Below are 22,512 nucleotides of genomic sequence, written 5' to 3' on the forward strand. Positions count from 1 at the left end.
GGTGGAGCGGATGATGCGGGACGCGAAGATCACCCAGATCTACGAGGGGACCAACCAGGTCCAGCGCATCGTCATGGCCCGCAACCTGCCGTAACCCGACCTGCCGTAACCCGACCCGCCGTCACCGCAGCGGGTCTCGACACGAGGGAGCCCCCGACCGATCGGTCGGGGGCTCCCTCGTGCGAGGGGCCTCAGGCGCCGCCGACGGCGACCTCCCGGAGGCCGGGCGGGCCGGCGACGGAGGCCCAGGGGGCCCAGGCGCCGCGGTCGTAGTCGCCGGTGGCGTTGTAGAGGGAGCCGCCGGCGAGGGCGTAGACCTGGAGCTTGTTGCCGGTGCCGGCGGCGGCGATCCGGTCGATGTTGCCGATCTGGGTGCCGGCCGGGGCGGTGATGTCGTTCCAGCCGGTCCAGCGGCCGGCGGCGTAGTCGCCGATGGCCTGGCGTACGGTGCCGTAGTCCAGGACGACGACGTGCAACTTGTCGCCGGTCGAGGCGGCGGCGATCTGGTTCGCCGGGCGGCCGGAGGGGGTGCCGAGGATGGCGGTGAGCTCGCCGGAGCTCCAGGTGCCCCGGTCGTAGTTGCCGTCGGCGATGTAGGCCCGGCCGAACGAGTCGAGCGTGGCGATGTGCAGTGAGTTGCCGGTGGCGGCGGCCGAGATCTTCGTGGTGGTGCCGAGGCCGGTGGCGGCGGAGACGTTGGCCCAGCCGGTCCAGCGGCCGGCCGCGTAGTCGGCGGTGGTCTGGTAGACCGTGCCGTTGACCAGGGCCAGGACGTGCAACGTGTTGCCGATGGTGGCACTGGCGATCTGGTCGGGGATGCCGGGCAGCGGACCGGCGGCGCCGGGCGCGGTCACCTCGGCCCACGGCGTCCATGTGCCGTTCGGCTGGACCAGCCGGTCGGTGATGTGGATCTTGCCGTAGTTGTCGACGACCAGGTTGTGCGCCTTCTGGTCGCTCGTGGTCGCGACGGCCCGGCCGATCACGGAGCCGGTCGGGAAGTCGGCGCCCTCGGCGGGAACGGGCGTGAACGGGGCCCACGCGCCGTTGCCGTAGTGGGCGCCGCCGTTGAGCAGGGTCCTGCCGTCCTGCGCCAGGACCTGGACCCGCTCACCGGGCTGGAGCACCTGGACGGCGGGGTCGTAGGCAACCTTGATCTTCGTGGTGCCCGTGCCGCTGCGGCCGGCCTCGTCCAGCACGGTGGCGGTGACGGTGTACTCGCCCGGCGCGCTGTAGTCGTGCGAGAAGTACCCGTAGTAGTGGTCCCGGGTGGCGGAGGTGCCGTCGCCGAAGTCGACCGTGATGGGGGACTTCAGCGCGTAGGGGGAGCCGCCGTTGACCTCGATGTCGGTCTTGAGCGGCCAGCCGGTCTGCCGTGCCTTGACCGTGGCGGTGACCGGACCGGGCTCGCCCGCCTTCACGCCGTAGCCGGTCCCGGTGATCCGCGCGCCGTTGGCGTCCACCATCGTGACGGACGTGCTGAAGTAGCCGACGCGAGTGTAGGTGTGCGTCACCGACGGGGTGGTGGAGGTGACTTGGGGGCTACCGTCGCCGAACTCGAAGATGTACGAGCTGATCGGCGCGCCCCAGTCGTTGGTCGCCGAGCCGGTGAGCTTGGCGGTGAAGGGGGCCGGGCCCTGCGGGGTCGGGACATCGGTACCGGTGGTGGTCAGCTGGGCGTCCTTCAGCCCGTTGAGCTCGTAGGCGCCACGGTCCCGGGCACTGTTGCCGGGGCCGTTGCCCGCGATCTTCGGGTGCTTGAGCGCGGGCTGGCCGAACAGGTCGGTGCCGACGCCGGGTGCGTCCGGGTCGGCCGAGTCGATGGCTGCGGCGGCCGCCTCGGTGAGCTGGTTGAACCGCCGGCGCTGAGGCAGGTCGATGTCCAGCACGAGGTCGTGCGTGCCCTGACCGGTGGCGGTGGCCAGCTCGGTGGGCGTCGCGTAACCGGTGCCGGCCCAGGAGTAGGCCGGGATCCCGGACCAGGGGTGGACGGTGTTGTAGTCCACGGCCGCGGTGCCGGCCGACTGGGCCGAGAGGCTGATCAGCGGGGCGTACTTCGCGTTCAGGCAGAGATTCAGGTCGCTGGCGGCGGACGCGTTGGTGGCCGTGATGATGTTGTTCTTGATCAGGGCCCGCGGGGAGTTGCCCTCCACCGAGACACCCGACCAGCAGGAGAAGGCGATGGTGTTGTTGGTGACGGCGAGGTCCGGCGCGTCGGTGGCCTTGACCGCGTCCTGCCCGGCCCGGTTGAAGTCGTTCGAGGTGATCAGCGTGTGGGCGGCACCGTCCTGGACGACAACGCCGTGGGCCTTCGGAAAGTGGCTGCGGCTCACCGTGACGTGGTCGCTCTTGCCGGCGATGAGCACGGAGTCGGAGCCGTAGTAGGTGTCGCCGAACTCGATCTGGTCGATGACGACCCGCGAGGAATCCGCGACCGAGATCCCGTTGCTGGAGTTGGCGGTTTCGAAGCCGCGCACGACGACGTCGTTGACGCCGCTCAGGGTGAACGGCCGATTGGTCGTGTAGACCGTGGGGCGGGTGCCGTAGCCCGCGGTGGTGAGCGGCGTGCCGAGGAAGGTGATCGGCCGCTCGGCGGTGCCCGAGCGGGTGATCTTCACGTTCTCGAAGTAGGTCGTGCCCGGCGCGACCTGCACGGTCTGTCCGGGCTCGACGACGTCGGCGGCGGCCTGGATGGTGCAGAACGGCCGTGCGGCCGTCCCGGTGCCGGTGTCCGCGCAGTTGGCCCCGGGGTTGTTGTTGACGTAGAGGACGCCGGCGGGTTCTGCCGTGGCGATGCCGGGGGTACCGAAGGCGGCGACGGCCGCGACGACGGTCAGCCCGAAGGCTCGGCGGGTACGCACGTTGGAGTGTCTCCTGTTAGGCGGAAGTGTCGGAGTTTCGTCCGCGCCCATCGCTTCCGATGGAGGTTCAGCGGGGCGCCGGTGAAGATCGGCCGTCAGTCTGTCGGAGAAATCGCTCTACTGTCGAACGTGTTCCCAACTGTTCGCCAAGTCGTGATGCGTCTTCGAACGAACCGGTCCCCGGAGGCGCGGCGCACGGGCCGGGAGCGATCCGGGGACCGGTGGTGGCGGTCGATCAGGCGGGGTGTCAGGCGCCGGTGACGGCGATCTCGGTGAGCGTCCGGTCCTTCTGGCCCGTGGAGACGGGGGCCCAGGGGGCCCAGCGGCCGCGGTCGTAGTCGCCGGTGGCGTTGTAGAGGGAGCCGCCGGCGAGGGCGTAGACCTGGAGCTTGTTGCCGGTGCCGGCGGCGGCGATCCGGTCGATGTTGCCGATCTGGGTGCCGGCCGGGGCGGTGATGTCGTTCCAGCCGGTCCAGCGGCCGGCGGCGTAGTCGCCGATGGCCTGGCGTACGGTGCCGTAGTCCAGGACGACGACGTGCAACTTGTCGCCGGTCGAGGCGGCGGCGATCTGGTTCGCCGGGCGGCCGGAGGGGGTGCCGAGGATGGCGGTGAGCTCGCCGGAGCTCCAGGTGCCCCGGTCGTAGTTGCCGTCGGCGATGTAGGCCCGGCCGAACGAGTCGAGCGTGGCGATGTGCAGTGAGTTGCCGGTGGCGGCGGCCGAGATCTTCGTGGTGGTGCCGAGGCCGGTGGCGGCGGAGACGTTGGCCCAGCCGGTCCAGCGGCCGGCCGCGTAGTCGGCGGTGGTCTGGTAGACCGTGCCGTTGACCAGGGCCAGGACGTGCAACGTGTTGCCGATGGTGGCACTGGCGATCTGGTCGGGGGCGCCCGGCAGCGGACCGGCGGCGCCGGGCGCGGTCACCTCGGCCCAGTCGTTCCACTTGCCGTCCGGTACCCACCAGCCGACCTTCTCCCAGTGGCCGGGCTGGATCAGCCGGTCGGCGATGTAGAGCCTGCCGTTCGCCGTGGCGAGGTTGTGCGCGACCTGGTCGCTGGTGGCGGCGATCGTCGTCGAGGTCACCGTGCCGTCCTGGAACGGGGCGTTCCCGGCGCCGACCGGGGTGAACGGGGCCCAGAGGCCGTAGCCGTAGTGCGCACCGCCGTTGAACAGGCCGTTGCTGTGCTGCGCCAGCACCTGGACCCGCTCGCCGGGTTGCAGCACGGCCACGCTCGGGTCGTACGCGACGGTGACCTGCTTGGTGGCCGTCACGTTGCGGCCGCCCTCGTCACCGACCGTCGCGGTGACGGTGTAGGTGCCGGGCTGCTGGTAGGCGTGCTGGATGCTGGTGGTGATGCCGGGCAGGTCCGTCACGGTGCCGTCGCCGAAGTCCACCGTGCGGCGGGCGATCGCCCACGGGGAGTGGTCGGAGACGTCGACCTGGTAGGTCAGCGGCCAGCCGACGTTCTTCGCGCCGAAGTCGGCGGACAGCTCGGCGGGCGGGTTCGCCCAGACCGTCCGGTCGAGCGTGTGGGCCCGCCCGCCGGCGGCGTCCACGACGACCGCCGACACGCGGTACGCGCCGGTCCTGGTGTAGGTGTGGTTCACCGTGTCGCTCGCGGAGACCACCGGGTCGCTGCCGTCCCCGAAGTCGAACTCGTAGGACTTCGACGGCGTGCCCCAGTCGTTGCTCGCCGAGGCCGAGGCCTGCACGGTGAGCGGGATCGGGCCCTGGGCCGTCGGGGTCTCGGCGCCCTTGATCCCGAGGGTGCCCCAGAGCATGCCGCTGAGCTCGTACGCGCCGCGGTCCTTGACGCTGCCGTTCGGGCCGGTGTTGGGGACCTTGGGGTCGTCGACGGCCGGCTGGCCGCTCATGTCGGTGCCGATGCCCGGGGCGGTGGGGTCGGCGGAGTCGATCGCGCCGACCGCGGCGTCGTTCAGCCGGTTGAAGGGCTCCCACGACTTCCGGCTGGAGTAGTCCAGCGTGAGGTCGACGTCGTGCACGCCCTGGCCGGTGGCCGCGGCGAAGGCCTGCGGGGTGGCGTAGCTGCTGTCGCCCCAGCGGTAGCCGCTGGTGCCGGGCCGCGGGTGGACGGTGTTGTAGTCCACGGTGGCAGTGGCGGCGGAGGCGGCGGACACCGAGATCGACGGCGCCGTGGCGGACGGTGTGCAGCGCGGGCCGTCCGACTCGGTGCCGATCGGCGCCACCGTCGTCGTGACGTTGTTCTTCACGATCGCGCGCGGCGAGGTGCCGTCGACGGCCACGGCGGAGACGCAGGGCAGCACGATGGTGTTGTTGGTGACGGCGAGGTCCGGCGTGTCGGTCGCGCTGACGGCGGAGCCGGTGGCCAGGTTGAAGTCGTTGGCGGTGACCAGGGTGTTGGTGACGCCGGCGGCCACGACCAGGCCTTCCGAGCGGTCGAACAGGTTCCGGCTCACCGTCACGTGGTCGCTTGTCCCCCCGACCTGGACGGACCTGAGGTGGAACCAGTTCTGGTCGACGCCGACCCGGGTCGAGTCGGTGACCTGGAATCCGGTGCCGCCGTCGTCCAGGAAGCCGTGGACGACCACGTCGTGCACGCCCTCCAACGTCACGGACGGCTTGCCGGAGGTCGGCCTGATCGCGGGCTGCAGGCTGTTGAAGACGGTGAGCGGCGCCCCCGTGAAGACGATCGGCTGCTCCGGCGTGCCGGACCGGGTGATCCGGACCTCCTCGCCGTACTGGCCGGGCATGACCCGCACGGTCTGGCCGGGCTGGACGACCGCGGCCGCGGCGCCGATCGTGCAGAACGGCCGGTCGGCCGTCCCGCCGCCCGAGTCGGAACAGCCCGCCCCGGGCGCATTGTTGACGAGCAGCGTGCCCGCGGAGGCCGCAGGTGCGGCCGAGGCCGGTATCGGCAGCCCGAGCACGGCACTGGCCGCCGCGACGGTCAGCCCGAAGGCATGACGCATACGCATGATGGATTTTCCTCCCCTGTGATAGCCACGATTGCTCCACCTCGGCGGAGACGACGGGTGCATGCCGTGGTGGGGCGGTGAAGCCGGGTCGAGTATGGCAGCGGGTGGTGCTGTGTCTGCGATCGGGCGCGCCCTCGGTCGGCTGGTTCCCGTACCACCGTGGCGGAGCCGTGCACGAGCGGGGTCGTCCGCCCCGCCCGGCCGTCGCGCGGCGCGTCGGTCCCGGGCGGTGGCGGTAGAGAGGCGCTATCGGGCGAGCGAGGCCCCGCCGTGGACGAACCCGCGGCCCGAGTGGCATAAATGATCGTCAACTTCAGTGCGATACACGACGATTGCGGGAGCGTACGGATCATGAGCAACACCCCCGAGCAGGCCGTCACCGGCAGGGTCTGGCTGGTCACCGGCGCCAACTCCGGCTTCGGACAGGCCATCGCGGAGGCCGCGCTGGCGGCCGGCGACACCGTGGTCGCGGCCGCCCGCCGCCCCGAGACCTTGGAGGCGCCGGCCGCCGCCCACCCGGGCCGGCTGGTCCCGGTCCGACTGGACGTCACCGACCCGGCCCGGATCTCCGCCGTGGTCGCGGACACCCTGGGCCGGTACGGGCGGATCGACGTCCTGGTGAACAACGCCGGGCGCGGCCTGATCGGCGCCGTCGAGGAGTACACCGACCGCGAGCTGCGGGACCTGATGGAGCTGCACTTCTTCGGCCCGGCCGCGCTCACCCGCGCCGTGCTGCCGCACATGCGGGCCCAGGGCTCGGGCGCCGTCGTCCAGATGAGCAGCATGGGCGGCCGGTTCTCCTTCCCCGGCGTGGGTGCCTACTCGGCCACCAAGTTCGCGCTGGAGGGGTTGTCCGAGGCGCTGGCGCAGGAGGTCGCCGGGTTCGGGATCAAGGTGCTGATCGTCGAGCCGGGCGCGTTCCGGACGGGCTTCGCGGGCGGCGGGGCGCTCGCCCAGGCCGCCCCGATCGCCGCGTACGAGCCGGTGGTCGGGCCGGTCCGCAGCGGTCTGCCGGACTCGGACGGCAAGCAGGCCGGCGACCCGGCGAAGGCCGCGGCGGCGATCCTGGCCGCCCTGGACGCCGAGCGGACGCCGCTGCGGCTGGCGCTCGGCAGCGACGCCGTCGACGCGATCCTCGGCAATCTGGACGGCGCGCGCCGGGAGACCGAGGCCTGGGAGGCGGTCGGGCGCGGCACCGACTTCCCGGCCGGGGAGTGAGCGCCGGCCCGGCGGCCTGACCGCGGGCCCGGGCGGGCCGGCCGCAGCCCGTCGGGGCCCGTCCTGGCCCGTCGGGGCCCGTCTGGGCTGGTCCTGGCCCGTCCTGGCCCCGAAAAACCGGGCGACGGCGGGCGGCCTCGCTCCGTAGGCTGCCCGCCATGTCCTCCACCCTCGGCCTGGCCCGGATCACCCCCGAGAACATCGACGCCGCCCTCGCCCTCACGGTGCGCCCCGAGCAGGCGGGCCTGGTCGCGCCGGTGGTGAAGTCGCTGGCCGAGGCGTACGCGTACGGCGACACCGCCTGGCCCCGGCTGATCACGGACGGGGAGCGGCCGGTCGGCTTCGTGATGGCCTTCTTCGACATCCGGTTCAACCCCGAGCAGCCGGACGACCGGCCCCGCTCCGGTCTCTGGCGCCTGCTCGTCGACGCCGGGCACCAGCGCGGCGGCTACGGCCGCTTCGCCGTCGAGCAGGTCTGCGCCGAGATCCGCCGCCGCGGCGGTACCCGCGCCACCGTCACCTACGTCCCCGGCCCCGACGGCCCCGCCGACTTCTACGCCGGCCTCGGCTTCCGCCCGACCGGCGAGACGAGCGGCGACCAGACCGTGGCGGAGCTGGAGCTTTAGGGCGTGTCCGGCGATTCGCGTCGGACCAGCGCGGCCGCCTGTGCGCGGGCCCGCCGGAGCCAGTCGGCGCGGGTGTCGGCGGGGGAGTCGGTCACGGTGCGGAACACCGTCCGGCGGACGTCGGTGACGCCGACGTACGGCAGCACACAGGCCGCCCAGATCCGCTCCAGCGGATCACCGAACTCGCCGTCCTCGCGCTCCTGCGGGGTGTCGGAGGTGTTGAGCACCAGGGCCCGCCCGGCCCGCAGCAGCCCGGCCGGCTCGCCGTCGGCCGTGCCCAGCTTGTAGGCGACGCCGGGGACCAGCACCCGCTGCACCCAGCCGGTGAGCACGGCGGGCGGCATGCCCCACCAGTTGGGGTGGATCAGGACGAGCGCGTCCAGGGTGGCGACCTCGGCCCGGTGGAGGGCGAGCTGCGGGTCGGCGGGTGCGTCGGCGGCGTCGACGGTGCCGGTCTCCCCGGCGGTGAGCAGCGGGGCGAAGCCCTCCGCGTAGAGGTCGTGGGCCCGTACCTCGCAGCCGCGTCCGCGCAGCTCGTCCACCACGGCCTCGTACAGCGCGTGGTTGAAGCTGCCCGGTCGCGGGTGTGCCAGGTAGACGCCGATCCGGCTCATGTTCCGTTCCCCCTCGGCTCGTTGTACGGGCGATGCTACGGACCGGCGGGGGACGAGTAGGGTGCCGGACCATGACCGAGCCGGACTTCCTCACCACGACCCGGGCGTTCTACGACGCCATCGCCGCCGACTACGCCGACCGCTACCGCGACGAACTGGCCGGCAACCCGCTGTCCCGGGCGCTGCTCGCCGCCTTCGCCGAACTGGTGCTCGCCGAGCGTGCCGACGGTCCGGTCGCCGAACTCGGCTGCGGCCCGGGCCGGGTGACGAGCCACCTGCACGGCCTGGGCCTCGACATCCGCGGCATCGACCTCTCGCCGCGGATGGTCGAGCTGGCCCGCCGGACGTACCCCGGGCTGGACTTCACCGAGGGATCGCTCTTCGATCTCCCGTTGAGTGACGGCGAGTTGACCGGCGCGGTGGCCTGGTACTCGATCATCCACACCCCGGCCGAGCGGCTGCCGGAGGTGTTCGCCGAGTTCGCGCGGGTGCTCGCCCCGGGCGGCCACCTGCTGCTCGCCTTCCAGGTCGGCGACGAGCCGCTCCGGATCGACCAGCCCTTCGGGCACCCGGTGGCGCTGGACTTCCGCCGCCAGCAGCCGCACCGGATCGAGGAGCTGGCCCGCGCGGCCGGACTGCGGATCACCACCCGGATGTCCCGCGAGCCGGAGGAGGGTGTGGAGACCCCGCAGGCGTACGTGCTGGCCCGCAAGCCGGCCCAAGGCTCCTGAGCGCTCCCGGGGTGGCGCCGACAGCAGCCTGACGGCGGGTGTGGGCGGGATGACAGCGGCCGCCACGAGGCTCGGTGGCAGCACGTCAGCCCATCGAACCGGGAGATCCTGCCCATGCCCCGACCCCGCCTCACCTCCGCGTTCCGGCTCGGCGCCGCCGCGGCCGCCGCGCTGCTGCTGGCCGGCCTCGCCCCGGCCGCCTCAGCGGCGGCCGCCCCCGCGGCGCCGGTACCCCGGCTGGACTGGCGGTCCTGCGTACCGGACTTCGACTGCGCCCGCGCCACGGTGCCGATGGACTACCGCGACCCGGCCGGGCGCACCGTCGAGCTGGCCGTCATCCGGCACCCCGCGACCGACCGGGCGCACCGGATCGGCTCGCTGTTCTTCAACCCCGGCGGCCCGGGCGTGCCCGGCACCCAGGCGCTGCCCGCCGTGTACGGGATGTTCCCGGAGCAGGTGCGCGAGCGCTTCGACATCGTCAGCTTCGACCCGCGCGGCATCGGCGCATCGACGACCCTCGACTGCTTCCCGGACGCGGCGGCCGAGCAGCAGCTGCTGGCCGGACTGCCCGCCGGCTACCCGGTCGGCGCCGCCCAGGAGTCGGCCTGGTCCGCGACGTACGCGCGCTTCGGCCGCCAGTGTGCCGACACCGACCGGACGGGGCTGCTCGCCCACCTGTCCACCGCCGACACGGCCCGCGACCTGGACCTGCTGCGCGCGGCCGTCGGCGACCGCCGGCTGAGCTACCTCGGCACCTCGTACGGCAGCTACCTGGGCACCACCTACGCCAACCTCTTCCCGGACCGGGTCCGCGCGCTGGTGCTGGACAGCGCCCCCGACCCGGTCGCCTGGTCCACCGGGCGTGGCCCGGGGCAGCGCGCCCTGCCGCCGTTCCTGCGCACCGGCGGCGACCTCGCCGCGACCCGGACCCTCGACGCCTTCCTCGACCAGTGCGGTGACGCCGGCCCCGCCGCGTGCGCCTTCGCGGCGGACGGCGGCCCGGCGGCGACCCGCGCCAAGTTCGACGAGCTGATCGACCGGCTCGGCCGGACGCCGGTGACGCTCGGCACCGCGCCGCAGACGGTCACCTTCGACCAGGCCTCCGCCGTCAGCAGCACCGTGCTGCCGATGCTCTACACGGCCGCGCCCCTCCCCGGTGTCCCCGGCTTCGGCTGGCCGGCGCTGGGCGGGCTGCTGCAGCAGCTGTGGACCGCCGCCCCGGACGCCTCGGCGCCGCTGCCGACCGGCGGCGCCCTCCGGCAGGCGCAGACCCTCGGGACGCTCTGCGCCGACACCGCCAACCCGCCCGCCTCCTCCTACCCGGCGGCGGCCGCGCTGGCCCGCGACCGCGCGGGTGCCACCGGCCCGTACTGGGTCTGGCAGACCCAGCGCTGCACGGGCTGGCCGGCCGAGGCCGCCCGGGACCGCTACACCGGCCCGTGGGACCGCCCGACCTCCGCACCGATCCTGGTCGTGGGCCTCACCGGTGACCCGGCCTGGCCGTACGAGGGCTCCCGCGCGCTGGCGGACACCCTCGCCCGCGGCCGCCTGCTGACCGTCGACGGGTACGGCCACACCGCGCTGGGCAACCCGAGCGCCTGCGCCTGGCAGTACGAGGAGCGGTACCTGGTCAGCGGCGCGCTGCCGCCGGCCGGCACGGTGTGCGAGCCGGACCACCGGCCGTTCTAGGGCGTGTTTGCAAAGTCCCGCCGGCCCCGCGCGGCCGGGGTCGTGCGTGTGCGCGGAATACGTGTACGCGCACGCACCTCGGTACGATGAACGTCATGAACCGTGCCGATCTCACCCTGGGCCCGCTGTCCGAGCAGGACCACGCCTTCTACGGCCTGGTCTGGGCCGGCACCACTCTCGCCGCCCAGGTGGACCGCGAGCTCACCCGGGTGCACGGGCTGCCGCTGTCCTGGTTCGAGGTGATGCTCTGGCTCAACGGGCAGCCGGAGCCCGTCGCCGCCTCCGACCTGGGCGCGAAGACCATGCTCAGCCGCAGCCAGGTCTCCCGCGTGGTGGACGCCCTGGCCACGCGTGGCCTGGTCGCCCGCTCGCCCTCCGCCTCCGACGCCCGGTCGGTGCGGATCGAGCTGACCGAGCCGGGCCGCGCCGCCTTCGCCGAGGCCGACGCCACCCGGCGGGCCGTCCTCGCGCCGGTCTTCACCGACCGGATCGACGAGGACGACATCGCGGCCCTGGAAGCGGTCTGGCGCAAGCTCAAGCAGCCCCGCGGTCAGGGCAAGCCCTAACGGGCCTCGGCCGGACAGGGCCTAACGGGCCTCGCGTTCGACCGGGGCGAGTTGGGCGAGCTGGGCTCGGCCGGAGGCGGTCACGATGACCTCGTCGAGGACCTCGCGCGAGCGGACCAGGTCGGTGATCATCCGGTCGATCCGGTCGCGTTCGGTGACGAGCTCCGCGACCAGGCGCGGGGTGGCGATCTCGTTCGGCCCGCCGTCGGCGTCGCGCATGCAGGGGAGGATCTCGTAGATCTTGCGGCTGTGCAGCCCGGCCGCGAACAGCTCCTGGATGAGGATGACCCGGTCCACGGCGCCGTCCGGGTAGTCCCGGTGGCCGCCCAGGGTCCGATCGGGGGTCAGCAGGCCCTGCTGCTCGTAGTAGCGCAGCGAGCGCTCGCTCACGCCCGTCCGGCTCGCCAGTTCACCGATCCGCATGCCGCCCACACCCCGTCGCCGTGATCGAACGCCTGAACCTGACACCGATGTTAGCTTCCACGGCCCTCGCACGACGGCGAACCGCAGCGCGCCGGTGCCGGCCGGATGGCGCCGGATATCGCCGAATAACACAGCGGCGCCCGGCGGTGCCCGGCCGGGGGTGGCGCGCGTCCACCGGTCGGTCGTGCCATGATCCCTGCATGGCTTCCAACGTTTTCTTCGACATCGAGATCGACGGCGTTCCGTCCGGCCGCATCGTCTTCAAGCTGTACGACGATGTCGTGCCGAAGACCGCCCGCAACTTCCGTGAGCTCGCCACCGGCCAGAACGGCTTCGGCTACGAGGGCTCCGGCTTCCACCGCGTGATCCCGCAGTTCATGCTCCAGGGTGGCGACTTCACCAACCACAACGGCACCGGTGGCAAGAGCATCTACGGCGAGAAGTTCGCCGACGAGAACTTCCAGCTCAAGCACAGCAAGCCGGGCCTGCTCTCGATGGCCAACGCCGGCCGCAACACCAACGGCTCGCAGTTCTTCATCACCACCATCGTGACCGACTGGCTGGACGGCAAGCACGTCGTCTTCGGCGAGGTCGTCGAGGGCATGGACGTCGTGACGGCGATCGAGAAGCTCGGCTCGCAGAGCGGCCGCACCTCGAAGGCGATCAAGATCGCCAAGTCCGGCATCGTCGAGTAGTCGCCTCCTCCACGTACCGCCCCGGAGCGGAAAGTCGGTCGGTCCGACTTCCCGATCCGGGGCGGTGGTTTTTCCGGGGACGGGTGGCCCGGGGACGCCCTACGGCTGCGCGGGGCGCAGGCGGTAGGAGGCGGCGAGGTCCCGGACCTCCACCGAGGAGACCGCGTCGTGGGGGAGGTGCTTGCCCAGCAGGGCGAGGACGTCCTCGGCGAGCCGGGCCTTCAGGTCGTCGGAGCGGCCCGGCAGCAGGGCCACCGTGATGTGGACGAAGCCGGTCCGGCCGGCCCGGTCGGTGTCGGGATCGCCGACGCAGGTCTCGGCGGCCGGGCGGCAGAGGGTCTTGCACACGCCCGCGGAGCCGGCCTCCTCCAGCACCATCGGGTGCAGCTCCCGCAGGAGCGCCTGCCGGTCGAAGGCGTCGGCCAGCCGGGGGGAGTAGTCGATGGTGATGTGAGGCATGGCGCGGACCCCTCGCCCTGGAAGCTTGTGTTTTACATCCACCTATCTTCGTCCTGCGTACCGCGGCGGGACACGGCGGGGCCGGAGCCCGGACTGCTCGCCGGGCTCCGGCCGGGTGGGCGCGGGGGAGAAGCGGTTACTCGTGCGGCTCGAACCGCCAGGCCTGGCGCTGGTTGCCGGGCTCGTAGGGCCGCAGCGCGGTGCGGGGCGGGTAGATCGCCAGCAGGCTGAGGTCGAGGGCGAGCTCGACGCCGTCGACCGGGCCGCCGGGGGCCACGATGTGGAAGGCGAAGGGCTCGGCGCTCTGACGCAGCACCCACTCGGTGGGCGTGGGCCTGCCGAAGATCGGCTTGTTGGGCGCCGGGGCGCCGTCGAAGCCGGCGTAGGCGTTCTCCCGGAGGTTGCGGAGGGTGACGTTGCCGTTCGGGAGCGTCTGCGCCTGCCACTCCTGCGCGCCCGGAGTGCCGATGGGCGGCAGGACGACCACCGGGTCGCGGGGGCCTTGGAGGGTGAGGGCCTGCTCGCGCGGCTTGCTGATGCGGTAGACGCCGGGCGGAACGGGCGCGCGGCCGGTGCGGGTGGCGCGGTGGACGCGGTCGGGGTCGTCGAGGGGAGCCGCCGGTTCTTCGGCCGGATCGTCGGCGGCGGCTGCCGGGTCCTCGGCGGGGTCGTCCGCGTGGGCTGCCGGGTCCTCGGCGGGGTCGTCCGCGTGGGCTGCCGGGTCCTCGGCGGGTTCTTCGGCGGGTTCTTCGGCGGGCTCCTCGACGGGCTCCTCGGCCGGGTCCGGCGGCGCGGTGCGGGTGACGGCCGTGGCGGCCTTGGCCGTTCCGGTGGTGAGGAGGGCGGCGAAGCCGGCCGCGGCGGCGGCGCCGAGCACGTGGCGTCGGCTCAGAGGTTCGGTCATGGGCCGATTGTGTGCGCACACCCGCCCGAGATGGGTGCACCTGACCAGGTATGTCCCCCGGTTGGGCGATCAGCTGCCCGGGCGCGTCAACGTCCGGTCCCGACAGCGGGATTGACGGCCACGCAGGAGATCCGCGAAAGCAGGCCTCGCCGTCCCCGGGTGAGGGCCGCTGCTGTGCTGGCCGCAGCGCCCGGGTGGTGGGCCGCGCAGGAAGTCGGCCTGTCCGACGTCCTGCGCGGGGATGATCGGCGACGTAGGTCCAAGGACCGATGGTCGACGGGCCCGGCGCAGGGTGGAATGGGCGGATGGATCACGAGAAGCCGCACGAAGGGCTGACCTCCGACGGGCGGGCCGCCTACCTGGCGCGGATCGGGGTGGCGGCGGCCGGCGCGCCGTCCCCGGAGGCGCTCGCACGGCTCCAGCTCGCCCACCTCCGGGCCGTGCCGTTCGAGAATCTGAGCATCCACCTCGGCGAGCCCGTCGTCCTCGACCCCGGCGCGCTGGTGGAGAAGCTGGTAGCCCGCCGCCGGGGCGGCTTCTGCTACGAACTCAACGGCGCCTTCGCCGAGTTGCTGCGCTCGCTCGGCTACCGGGTGAGCCTGCTCGCCGCCCGCGTCTTCGACGGCGAGCAGCCCGGACCGCCGTTCGACCACCTGGCGCTGCGGGTCGACCTCGACGAACCCTGGCTGGTCGACGTCGGCTTCGGCCGGTTCAGCCGCCACCCGCTGCGCCTCGACGAGCGCGCCCCGCAGGCCGACCCGCACGGCGCGTTCACCCTCAGCCCGTACGGGGACCACGGCGAGCTCGACGTCCTGATGGACGGCAAGCCGCAGTACCGGCTGGAGCACCGCCCCTACCCGCTCGCGGACTTCCGCCAGACCTGCTGGTGGCAGACCACCTCGCCCGAGTCGCCCTTCGCCCGCGGGGCGACGTGCTCCCTCCTCGCCGAGGACGGCGGCCGGATCACCCTCAACGGCACGAAGCTCATCCGCACGGCTCCGGACGGCACCCGCACCGAGGAGCAGCTCGCCGCCCCCGAGGCGCTGGCCGCCTACCGCGACCACTTCGGCATCACCCTCGACCGCCTGCCCGGTGACGGCGGCAGGGTAACCGGGTAGCGGACCGGTCCGGGCCGGAACCGCGCAATCGGTCCGGCCCGCCCACGGTCGCCCTAGGCTCTTCGTGCGCGGTCGGAGCCGCGGCCAACTCGACTCTCCGGCAAGGTGGTTCACCGATGGAACAGGACGCCGACGACGGCGCGGTGACGTACGAGCAGGTGACGGTGGTCTCGCTAGCCTCGTGCGAGCCGGTCAACCCCGCGCGGATCGCGGTGCGGGTGGCCTGCGAGACCATGACGGTCAAGCGGGTGGCGGGCTACTGGGTGCGCTGGGACGAGCGGTGGGGGCCGGAGGAGATCCGCCACCACGCGCGCTGGGTCCCGGACGAGGAGTACGTGCGGCCGGGCGCCGGGAGCCTGGACGGATCGCTCACCGTGACGGTCGTCGCGTACTGGACGTACGAGGGCGGCGGTGCGCGCCGGCCGACCACCGAGACGGCGGTGGCCTTCCGGTCCGACGAGGCCGAGCGGGAACTGGTGCTGGAGCGGCCGGACCCGCACCGCCCGGCGGCCCTGACGGTCCACCTGACCGACGCCCGCTGGCTGGAGGGCGGCCGGGGACGGTTGATCCACTACGGCTACTCGGGCGCCACCGAGGCCGACGGCGGCGAGGGGGAGTGGCTGGTCCGCTTCCCGGAGTGCGGCACCGGCCTTCTCCCGCAAGCGGGTTAGCGAAGCCCCGGGTCAGGCCACCGCCGCCCACGCCCCCTCCCGCACGCCGACCTTGCGCGCGGGCGCCGGCCCAGATCTCGCCGGGCCCGGTGGAGCGGGTGAGGACGGCGTTGGCACCGACGACGGTGCCCGCACCGACGGTCAGCACGCCCTCCTTGCACACCACCTTGGCGCCCGCGCACAGCACCGCGCCGTCCTCGACCACCACCCGCCGCATGGCGCTGCGCTCCTGCGGCACCCACGGGTCGGCCCGGCCGATGGCCACCCCGTTGTAGAGCGTCACCCCGGCGCCGAGCGTGGTGTACGGGTGCAGCACGGTGCCGAAGCCGCGGTGGAACACGACGAGCCCGGGCCCGATCTCGCAGGCGGCGGGCACCTCCATGCCGTAGAGCGCGAGCGCCTCCTGGGCCAGGCGGCCCAGGAGGCGATGGCGGCGGCGGTAGACGAGCGCGGTGACGAGTGACATCCACCCATTGTGTCGCCGTGACTACATCGAGTCACGGGCGGTCACTTGACGTCCGGGACCGCGCTGTCGTTCTTGAAGGCGTCGAAGACCTGCTTGGCCTTGTTGGTGTCCCACTGGACCGCCGACTCGCCGGTCTTGGTGTGGTAGTCGGCGTTGGCGATCGGCACGGTCAGGGTCTTGCCGCTGCCGCCGTTGACGTCCTTCATGGCGAGGAAGAGCGAGCCGAGGTCGGTGAGGCCCGCGTCGTCGTCGACGATGAGGGTGCCGAGGGCGGAGTCGACCAGCGGGTAGAAGGTGAACGGGTTCAGCACGGTGCCGGGGGAGGCCGCCTGGTGGGCGAGGGCGCCGAGGAACTTCTGCTGGTTGCGCATGCGGCCGAGGTCCTGGTCGGCCATCTGGTGACGCTGGCGGACGAAGGCGAGGGCCTGCTTGCCGTTGAGGGTCTGGTCGCCGGCCTTGAGGTCGAGGCCGGAGTCCTTGTCCTGGACGTTCTGGTCGATGTGCATCTCGACGCCGCCGATCGAGTCGACGATGCCGACGAAGCCGGCGAAGCCGATCTCGGCGTAGTGGTCGATCCGGATGCCGGTGTTGAGCTCGACGGTCTGGACGAGCAGCCGGCCGCCGCCGTTGCCGAAGGCCGAGTTGATCTTCGCGGTGGTGCCCTTGACGGTCTTGCCGTTGCTGCCGGGGTGTTCCGGGATCGGCACCCAGGAGTCGCGCGGGATGCTCATCAGGGTGTTCCCGTTGTCCCCGACGTGCAGGATCATCATCGAGTCGCTGCGCTTGCCCTCGGTGTCGTGACCGGTGTGCAGGTCGTCCTGTTCCGAGTCGGTGAGGCCCTGGCGGCTGTCGGAGCCGACGATCAGCCAGTTGGTCCCCTTGCCGGCCGCCGGTCGTCCGGGGTAGTCGGCCAGCACGTTCTCGTGGTTGAGCTTGGAGTCGGCCCAGAACCAGGTGGAGACCGCGGTCACCATGACGGCGATCAGGACGCCGAAGACCGACCACTTGACGATCCGGCGCCGCGGCCAGCGCTTCGCGGGTATCGCACCCGGCCGCGCACCGCCGGGGCCACTCGGACCGCCGGGGCCACCGGGGCCACCCGGACCCCCCGGCCGACCGGGGCCGCCCGGTCCTCCGGGCCCGACGGGCTGCCTGCCCGGCCCCTGTGGCGGGACGCCGCCGACGCGGGACGGCTCCGGCTGCCGCGGCGCGGGCGCCCCCGGCCCGCGCGGGTTCAGCGACCCGGGCAGCGGCGGTTCGGCCGCCGTGCCGCCTCCGCCGCGCCCGTACGCGCCGCCGTTGCCGCCGCCCCGATACGGGTTCCCGTCGTTGTACGGGTTCCCGCCGCCTCCCGGGCGGCCCTCCTGCCACGTGTTCATGTCGTCGAGGATGCCCGACCCCGGTCGTGCTGACTCCCCCCGGGGGCTCCGCCGGGCTGCTTGTAGCAGTTTTGATGCACGTGTCGGATCGTTCCGCCGCAACTTCCGCGCGGCCGCACGACGGTGGGGCGCCCGGGCGCGGGGCGGCGTTCAACGTGAGCTGTGTCACCCGCCGTTCACCGCAGTTCAGCTGGCGAAACGATTCTTGACCCGCTCGAACACAGCGTGTTTGCATTTCGGGTATGGATCAGCGTTGGGCACTCACGCGTCGGCGGCACGTCGACCTGCGGCGTGGTGTGGCCTGTTCGCTCTGTCGCGGCTGAAGCGCGCCCGCACCCCGCGTCGACGTACCCCCGACCCGCGTCGCAGCACGTCCCGCGTCGCAGCACGTCGAAACACCCTTCCCCGGCCCCGCCCCGCAGCGGTCCTCCTGCGCCGCGTCGCGCCGCCCCCGCTTCCAGCCAGAGGTGAACCCATGGCCACCGTCCTGTCCGTTTCCGGCTCCCCGTCCGCCACCTCCCGCACCACCCGCCTGCTGCGCCACGTCGACGCGCGCCTGGAGGCCCGGGGCCACCACGTCCTCCCGTTCGAGGCGCGCAGCCTGCCCGCGCACGCGCTGCTGTCGGGCGACTTCGACCACCCGGAGATCGTCGCCGTCACCGAGCTGTTCGCCCGCGCGGACGGCGTCGTGATCGGCACCCCCGTCTACAAGGCCGCCTACTCGGGCCTGTTGAAGGCGCTGCTGGACGTGCTCCCGCAGTACGCGCTGGCCGGCAAGGCCGTTCTGCCGCTGGCCACCGGCGGCTCGCCCGCGCACGTGCTGGCGGTGGACTACGCGCTGCGCCCGGTGCTCAGCTCGATGGGTGCCGGCCACATCACCCAGGGCTGGTTCGTGCTCGACCGCCACATCACCGCCCGGGAGGACGGGACGACCCTGGTCGAGCGCGAGACCGGCACCCTGCTGGCCCCGGTCGTGGAGGGCTTCGCGCAGGCCCTGGAGCGGCTGGCCGCACCGGTGCTGGCCGGCTGAGGAGCAGGCGAGGGGACGGGCCCGGGGGAGCCGGCGCCCGAACCCCGTACGGGGCGTCCCCGAGACGGGCCGCGGCACCCCTTAGGGGGAGGGGCGCCGCGCCCCGCAGAACCCTGGTTGGGCGGCTTCATTCCGGCGGATGACGAGTCGGCCCGCCACCACTCCTAACGTTGTGGCTGTCCCCGCTCGTTCCGACGAGGGCGAGGTTCTCCCCGGAGCCGGCGCCCGCCGGCCCTGGTGGGTGGGGTCACTCCCCGGTCGACGACCCCTTCCTCCGGCGTGCCCGCGCGCGGCTGCGGCCCGCCGTGCGCGAAGGGGGCCGTCCGGCCGGGGTCGACGGGTGGGCCCACTTCCTAGGAGACTCCAGTGACGACGGCAGCAGCAGCCGTGTACGACCCCCAGCTTCCCGGCGGAGCGTCCGCCGTCGCCGCGTCGGCCCGCCGGGTGACCAAGGCGTACGGCGCGGGCGAGACCAGGGTCACCGCGCTCGACGCGGTGGACGTCGACATCCAGCGCGGCCGCTTCACCGCGATCATGGGCCCGTCCGGCTCCGGGAAGTCGACCCTGATGCACTGCCTGGCCGGCCTGGACACGGTCAGCGGCGGCCGGATCTGGATCGGCGACACCGAGATCACCGGCCTCAAGGACAAGCAGCTGACCAGACTGCGCCGGGACAAGATCGGCTTCATCTTCCAGGCGTTCAACCTGCTCCCGACGCTGACCGCGCTGGAGAACATCACGCTGCCGATGGACATCGCCGGGCGCCGCCCGGACCAGGCCTGGCTGGACCAGGTGGTGGAGACCGTGGGTCTGGCGGGCCGGCTCAAGCACCGTCCGGCGCAGCTCTCCGGCGGCCAGCAGCAGCGCGTCGCGGTGGCCCGGGCGCTGGCCGCCCGGCCGGAGATCATCTTCGGCGACGAGCCCACCGGCAACCTGGACTCCCGGGCCGGCGCCGAGGTGCTCACCTTCCTGCGCCGCTCGGTCGACGAACTGGGCCAGACCATCGTGATGGTCACCCACGACCCGGTCGCCGCGGGCTACGCGGACCGCGTGCTCTTCCTCGCCGACGGCGTGATCGTCGACGAGATGCACGCGCCCACCGCCGACTCCGTCCTCGAACGCATGCGCCGTTTCGACGGCAAGCGCACCAGCTGAGCGGGCGGGACGAGACCTCATGCTGCTCAGAACCGCTCTGCGGAGCTTCTTCGCCCACAAGGGCCGGATGGCCCTCTCCCTGATCGCCGTGGTGCTGTCGGTCGCGTTCGTCTCCGGCACCCTGGTGTTCTCCGACACCGCGACCAGCACCTTCGACAAGCTCTTCGCCGCGACCGCCTCCGACGTCTCGGTCCAGCCGCCCAAGCCGGCCGAGGACGAGGAGCCGTCGGCCTCCGAGAAGCCGCGGACCGTCCCGGTCGACGCCGCCCGGCAGCTCGCCGCGGTGCCCGGGGTGAGGACGGCGGTCGGCCAGGTCATGGTCGAGAACGCCACCCTGGTCAACCCGGCCACCAACAAGCTGGTCGGCCCGACCAGCGGCGCCCCGACCCTGGTCGGCAACTGGACCGAGACCCCGCGCAGCGCGGTGCGCCTCACCCAGGGCCACGCCCCGCAGGGCGCGGGCGAGCTGGTGCTGGACGCGGACACCGCGAAGAAGGCCGGTCTCGGCCTCGGCGGCCGGCTCCGGGTCGACAACGCCGGCGGCCGGCACGAGTTCACCATCGCGGGCATCGCCTCCTTCACCACCACCAACCCCGGTGCGGCGCTGGCCTTCCTGGACACCCCGACCGCCCAGCAGGTCCTGCTCGGCGAGCAGGCGTACACCTCGGTCGAGGCGTTCGGCGACGGCAGCCGCGGCAACGACCGGCTCAAGGCCGACGCGCTGGCCACGCTGGGCGCCGGTTACCAGGTCAAGACCGCGGCCGAGCAGAAGGACGAGAACACCAAGAACATCGGCAGCGGCCTGGGCTTCATGAAGAACGCGATGCTCGGATTCGCGTTCATCTCGGCGTTCGTCGGCTGCTTCCTGATCATCAACACCTTCTCGATGCTGGTCGCCCAGCGGACCCGGGAGATCGGCCTGCTGCGCGCCATCGGCGGCAGCCGCCGGCAGGTGAACCGCTCGGTGCTGGCCGAGGCGCTGATCCTCGGCGTGTTGGGCTCGACCCTCGGGATCGGGGCCGGGCTGGGGATCGCGGTCGGCCTGATCAAGCTGATGAACGCGATCGGCATGGAGCTCAAGGCGAGCGACCTGCAGATCGGGCCGAGCGTGTTCCTCGCCGGGTACGCCCTGGGCATCGTGGTCACGCTGGTGGCGGCCTGGTTCCCGGCCCGCCGGGCGAGCAGGATCGCGCCGATGGCCGCCCTGCGCGACCACGGCACGCCGGCCGAGGGCTGCGCCAACCTGGTCCGTACGGTGGTCGGCCTCGCCTTGACGGCGGGTGGCGGCGGTCTGCTGGTGCTCGCCGCGAAGGCGGAGAAGGCGGCCACCGGCGGCCGGTACCTGGGCCTGGGCGTGCTGCTCACCCTGATCGGCTTCGTGGTGCTCGGCCCGCTGCTGGCCACCGTCGTGGTCCGGGTGCTGGGCGCGCTGCTGCCGGCCGTGTTCGGCCCGTCCGGCCGGCTGGCCCAGCGCAACGCGATGCGCAACCCGCGCCGCACCGGCGCCACCGCCGCCGCGCTGATGGTCGGACTGGCGCTGGTGATCGGCTCCTCGGTGTTCAGCGCCTCGATGGTCACCTCGGCCAACGCGCAGATCGACCGGTCGGTGGGCGCGGACTACATCGTCCAGGGCGGCCGCACCTCGATCACCCCCGAGATGCTGGACGCGGTCCGCCGGACCCGGGGCATCGACCACGTCACCACCCAGAAGTTCTTCGACCCCAGGCTCCAGCTGCCGGACGGCCGGAGCGCGAGGACGAACCTCACCGCCGCGCCGCCCGCCTTCTTCACCACCGACTTCCACCTCCCGGTCACCGCCGGTTCGCTGGACGCGATCGGGCGGGGCGAGCTGGGGATCGGCGAGGCCTTCGCGAAGGACCACGGCCTGAAGGTCGGCGACCGGGTGACCGTCGCCTACGACAAGGACCACACCCAGGTGCTGCCGGTGGGGGCGGTGTTCGCGAAGGGCTCGCTGTTCGGCGACGGCTCCTTCGTCGACTTCGACACCATGGCCAAGGCCGTACCGGCCGCCGACCAGCCGCCGGTCTGGACGTTCTTCGCCAAGGCCTCGTCCGGGGCCGACGTCGCGAAGACGCTGACCGCCCTGGAGGACGCGCTCGAGGAGTACCCGCAGCTGACCATCAAGGACCAGGCCGGCTACAAGAAGGTCGTGCAGTCCCAGGTCGACACCCTGCTCTACCTGGTCTACGGCCTGGTCGGCCTCTCCATCACGGTCGCCGTGCTCGGCGTGGTCAACACCCTGGCCCTGTCGGTGGTCGAGCGGACCCGGGAGATCGGCCTGCTGCGGGCGATCGGGCTCTCCCGCCGCCAGCTGCGCCGGATGATCCGGCTGGAGTCCGTGGTGATCGCGGTGTTCGGCGCGGTCCTCGGCACCGGGCTCGGCCTGGCCTGGGGCGTCACCGCCCAGCGGGTGCTGCGTGACCAGGGCCTGGACACGCTCTCCGTGCCGATCACCACGCTCGCGGTGACGCTGGTCGCCTCGGTGGTGATCGGACTGGTCGCCGCCCTCGTCCCGGCCTTCCGGGCCGGGCGGATGAACGTCCTCACGGCCATCGCGACGGACTGACCCCGGCGGCGGGGGCCGCTCGACCCGGCGGCGGGGGGCCGCCGAGGGGGGAACGGGGGGCAGGGGCCGGGTGCGCACAGCACCCGGCCCCTGCGGCACGGCCCCCCTGGTGGGCTGCGAGGACCGCGCGATGCGCGGTTTTCACCATCGTCCACCACGTGCGCCGAACCTGCGCCGAACCTGCACCGAACCCGCTCCGGCCGCCTCCGGTCCCCGCCGAGGGCCCGCCGAACGCCCGTCCGGGCCCGGCCGCGCCCCCGGAATCCGCCCCTCCGGACCCCGTTGCGGGCCCGTGGAGGGCGCGGAGTACGGTGGGCGTGATCAAGGGACCGGCCCGGCGTCGCGAGGTGCGCGCAGCGGCCCAGACCGG

The 22,512-nt window shown here is 73.1% G+C and carries 19 protein-coding genes; 12 read left to right on the plus strand and 7 right to left on the minus strand.

All coding sequences use genetic code 11. The features are described from left to right. Nucleotides 1-94, plus strand: a 94-nt coding sequence (locus tag ACIO5E_RS38545; protein ID WP_132919430.1) for an acyl-CoA dehydrogenase family protein, incomplete at its 5' end; no start/stop codon positions are given. A gap of 97 nt (nt 95-191) precedes the next feature. On the opposite strand, the gene ACIO5E_RS38550 is transcribed toward ACIO5E_RS38545, so the two are convergent. Together ACIO5E_RS38550 and ACIO5E_RS38555 are read right to left on the minus strand one after the other, a co-directional pair. Then, nucleotides 192-2,858 carry a PKD domain-containing protein gene (locus ACIO5E_RS38550; protein ID WP_400677074.1) on the minus strand — a complete coding sequence of 889 codons (2,667 nt, stop codon included), beginning with the start codon at nt 2,856-2,858 and terminating at the stop codon, nt 192-194. 247 nt (nt 2,859-3,105) lie between these two features. Continuing rightward, nucleotides 3,106-5,811 (minus strand): PKD domain-containing protein, encoded by a 2,706-nt coding sequence (locus tag ACIO5E_RS38555; RefSeq protein WP_400677077.1) that lies wholly within the window; start codon nt 5,809-5,811, stop codon nt 3,106-3,108. Between the two features lie 351 nt (nt 5,812-6,162). Here ACIO5E_RS38555 and ACIO5E_RS38560 point away from each other — a divergent pair, with 351 nt between their 5' ends. Both ACIO5E_RS38560 and ACIO5E_RS38565 read left to right on the plus strand, forming a co-directional pair. After that, nucleotides 6,163-7,029 (plus strand): oxidoreductase, encoded by an 867-nt coding sequence (locus ACIO5E_RS38560; RefSeq protein ID WP_400677079.1) that lies wholly within the window; start codon nt 6,163-6,165, stop codon nt 7,027-7,029. A 158-nt stretch (nt 7,030-7,187) separates the two neighbouring features. Further along, nucleotides 7,188-7,655: a GNAT family N-acetyltransferase gene (locus ACIO5E_RS38565; RefSeq protein WP_400677082.1), complete on the plus strand. Its 468-nt coding sequence runs from the start codon at nt 7,188-7,190 to the stop codon at nt 7,653-7,655. Here the strand turns inward: ACIO5E_RS38565 and ACIO5E_RS38570 are convergent. Next, nucleotides 7,652-8,269, minus strand: a complete 618-nt coding sequence (locus tag ACIO5E_RS38570) for an NAD(P)H-dependent oxidoreductase (protein ID WP_400677085.1) — start codon at nt 8,267-8,269, stop codon at nt 7,652-7,654. The two genes, ACIO5E_RS38565 and ACIO5E_RS38570, sit on opposite strands and share 4 nt — an antisense overlap. Before the next feature lie 71 nt (nt 8,270-8,340). On the opposite strand from ACIO5E_RS38570, the gene ACIO5E_RS38575 reads away from it, so the two are divergent. The 3 genes from ACIO5E_RS38575 (at nt 8,341) to ACIO5E_RS38585 (ending at nt 11,255) form a co-directional block, all read left to right on the plus strand. Next, entirely contained in the window at nt 8,341-9,000 is a 660-nt protein-coding gene (locus ACIO5E_RS38575) for a class I SAM-dependent DNA methyltransferase (RefSeq protein WP_400677088.1), read from the plus strand. Between the two features lie 114 nt (nt 9,001-9,114). Then, the gene (locus tag ACIO5E_RS38580) at nt 9,115-10,689 is read left to right on the plus strand and encodes an alpha/beta hydrolase (RefSeq protein ID WP_400677091.1); all 1,575 of its coding nucleotides are present in this window, start codon (nt 9,115-9,117) and stop codon (nt 10,687-10,689) included. 95 nt (nt 10,690-10,784) lie between these two features. Further along, nucleotides 10,785-11,255 (plus strand): MarR family winged helix-turn-helix transcriptional regulator, encoded by a 471-nt coding sequence (locus tag ACIO5E_RS38585; protein WP_400677094.1) that lies wholly within the window; start codon nt 10,785-10,787, stop codon nt 11,253-11,255. Between the two features lie 21 nt (nt 11,256-11,276). Here the strand turns inward: ACIO5E_RS38585 and ACIO5E_RS38590 are convergent, their stop codons facing one another. Beyond that, nucleotides 11,277-11,678 (minus strand): MerR family transcriptional regulator, encoded by a 402-nt coding sequence (locus ACIO5E_RS38590; RefSeq protein ID WP_400677097.1) that lies wholly within the window; start codon nt 11,676-11,678, stop codon nt 11,277-11,279. A gap of 200 nt (nt 11,679-11,878) precedes the next feature. Here ACIO5E_RS38590 and ACIO5E_RS38595 point away from each other — a divergent pair, with 200 nt between their 5' ends. Next, nucleotides 11,879-12,373, plus strand: a complete 495-nt coding sequence (locus tag ACIO5E_RS38595) for a peptidylprolyl isomerase (RefSeq protein WP_400677100.1) — start codon at nt 11,879-11,881, stop codon at nt 12,371-12,373. A gap of 99 nt (nt 12,374-12,472) precedes the next feature. Here the strand turns inward: ACIO5E_RS38595 and ACIO5E_RS38600 are convergent, their stop codons facing one another. Next, nucleotides 12,473-12,832 (minus strand): 5-carboxymethyl-2-hydroxymuconate Delta-isomerase, encoded by a 360-nt coding sequence (locus ACIO5E_RS38600; RefSeq protein WP_400677103.1) that lies wholly within the window; start codon nt 12,830-12,832, stop codon nt 12,473-12,475. A gap of 136 nt (nt 12,833-12,968) precedes the next feature. Further along, complete coding sequence (locus ACIO5E_RS38605; protein ID WP_400677106.1) at nt 12,969-13,736, minus strand: hypothetical protein; 768 nt, start codon at nt 13,734-13,736, stop codon at nt 12,969-12,971. A gap of 305 nt (nt 13,737-14,041) precedes the next feature. On the opposite strand from ACIO5E_RS38605, the gene ACIO5E_RS38610 reads away from it, so the two are divergent. Both ACIO5E_RS38610 and ACIO5E_RS38615 read left to right on the plus strand, forming a co-directional pair. Beyond that, on the plus strand, nt 14,042-14,854 hold the full coding sequence (locus ACIO5E_RS38610; protein WP_400677109.1) for an arylamine N-acetyltransferase: 813 nt from the start codon (nt 14,042-14,044) through the stop codon (nt 14,852-14,854). A 116-nt stretch (nt 14,855-14,970) separates the two neighbouring features. Then, nucleotides 14,971-15,525: a hypothetical protein gene (locus tag ACIO5E_RS38615; protein ID WP_400677112.1), complete on the plus strand. Its 555-nt coding sequence runs from the start codon at nt 14,971-14,973 to the stop codon at nt 15,523-15,525. A 507-nt stretch (nt 15,526-16,032) separates the two neighbouring features. Here ACIO5E_RS38615 and ACIO5E_RS38620 read toward each other — a convergent pair. After that, nucleotides 16,033-17,370: an LCP family protein gene (locus tag ACIO5E_RS38620; protein ID WP_400677114.1), complete on the minus strand. Its 1,338-nt coding sequence runs from the start codon at nt 17,368-17,370 to the stop codon at nt 16,033-16,035. A gap of 475 nt (nt 17,371-17,845) precedes the next feature. Between ACIO5E_RS38620 and ssuE the strand changes: the two genes are divergently transcribed. The 3 genes from ssuE (at nt 17,846) to ACIO5E_RS38635 (ending at nt 22,142) form a co-directional block, all read left to right on the plus strand. Beyond that, entirely contained in the window at nt 17,846-18,400 is a 555-nt protein-coding gene (gene ssuE / locus ACIO5E_RS38625) for an NADPH-dependent FMN reductase (RefSeq protein WP_400677117.1), read from the plus strand. A gap of 366 nt (nt 18,401-18,766) precedes the next feature. Next, complete coding sequence (locus ACIO5E_RS38630) at nt 18,767-19,555, plus strand: ABC transporter ATP-binding protein (protein WP_400677118.1); 789 nt, start codon at nt 18,767-18,769, stop codon at nt 19,553-19,555. 19 nt (nt 19,556-19,574) lie between these two features. Next, nucleotides 19,575-22,142: an ABC transporter permease gene (locus tag ACIO5E_RS38635; RefSeq protein ID WP_400677121.1), complete on the plus strand. Its 2,568-nt coding sequence runs from the start codon at nt 19,575-19,577 to the stop codon at nt 22,140-22,142. The last annotated feature ends 370 nt before the right edge of the window (nt 22,143-22,512 follow it).

The sequence above is a fragment of the Kitasatospora sp. NPDC087314 genome, from assembly GCF_044744365.1.
Classification (GTDB): Bacteria; Actinomycetota; Actinomycetes; order Streptomycetales; family Streptomycetaceae; genus Kitasatospora.

Excerpts from the sequence above, each read along its gene's own strand:
- ACIO5E_RS38575 (WP_400677088.1), top strand. The coding sequence starts at position 8,341 with ATGACCGAGCCGGACTTCCTCACCACGACCCGGGCGTTCTACGACGCC.
- ACIO5E_RS38610 (WP_400677109.1), top strand. The coding sequence starts at position 14,042 with ATGGATCACGAGAAGCCGCACGAAGGGCTGACCTCCGACGGGCGGGCC.
- ACIO5E_RS38565 (WP_400677082.1), top strand. The coding sequence starts at position 7,188 with ATGTCCTCCACCCTCGGCCTGGCCCGGATCACCCCCGAGAACATCGAC.
- ACIO5E_RS38595 (WP_400677100.1), top strand. The coding sequence starts at position 11,879 with ATGGCTTCCAACGTTTTCTTCGACATCGAGATCGACGGCGTTCCGTCC.
- ACIO5E_RS38615 (WP_400677112.1), top strand. The coding sequence starts at position 14,971 with ATGGAACAGGACGCCGACGACGGCGCGGTGACGTACGAGCAGGTGACG.
- ACIO5E_RS38620 (WP_400677114.1), bottom strand. The coding sequence starts at position 17,370 with ATGAACACGTGGCAGGAGGGCCGCCCGGGAGGCGGCGGGAACCCGTAC.
- ACIO5E_RS38555 (WP_400677077.1), bottom strand. The coding sequence starts at position 5,811 with ATGCGTATGCGTCATGCCTTCGGGCTGACCGTCGCGGCGGCCAGTGCC.
- ssuE (WP_400677117.1), top strand. The coding sequence starts at position 17,846 with ATGGCCACCGTCCTGTCCGTTTCCGGCTCCCCGTCCGCCACCTCCCGC.
- ACIO5E_RS38635 (WP_400677121.1), top strand. The coding sequence starts at position 19,575 with ATGCTGCTCAGAACCGCTCTGCGGAGCTTCTTCGCCCACAAGGGCCGG.
- ACIO5E_RS38605 (WP_400677106.1), bottom strand. The coding sequence starts at position 13,736 with ATGACCGAACCTCTGAGCCGACGCCACGTGCTCGGCGCCGCCGCCGCG.
- ACIO5E_RS38600 (WP_400677103.1), bottom strand. The coding sequence starts at position 12,832 with ATGCCTCACATCACCATCGACTACTCCCCCCGGCTGGCCGACGCCTTC.
- ACIO5E_RS38560 (WP_400677079.1), top strand. The coding sequence starts at position 6,163 with ATGAGCAACACCCCCGAGCAGGCCGTCACCGGCAGGGTCTGGCTGGTC.
- ACIO5E_RS38580 (WP_400677091.1), top strand. The coding sequence starts at position 9,115 with ATGCCCCGACCCCGCCTCACCTCCGCGTTCCGGCTCGGCGCCGCCGCG.
- ACIO5E_RS38590 (WP_400677097.1), bottom strand. The coding sequence starts at position 11,678 with ATGCGGATCGGTGAACTGGCGAGCCGGACGGGCGTGAGCGAGCGCTCG.
- ACIO5E_RS38570 (WP_400677085.1), bottom strand. The coding sequence starts at position 8,269 with ATGAGCCGGATCGGCGTCTACCTGGCACACCCGCGACCGGGCAGCTTC.
- ACIO5E_RS38585 (WP_400677094.1), top strand. The coding sequence starts at position 10,785 with ATGAACCGTGCCGATCTCACCCTGGGCCCGCTGTCCGAGCAGGACCAC.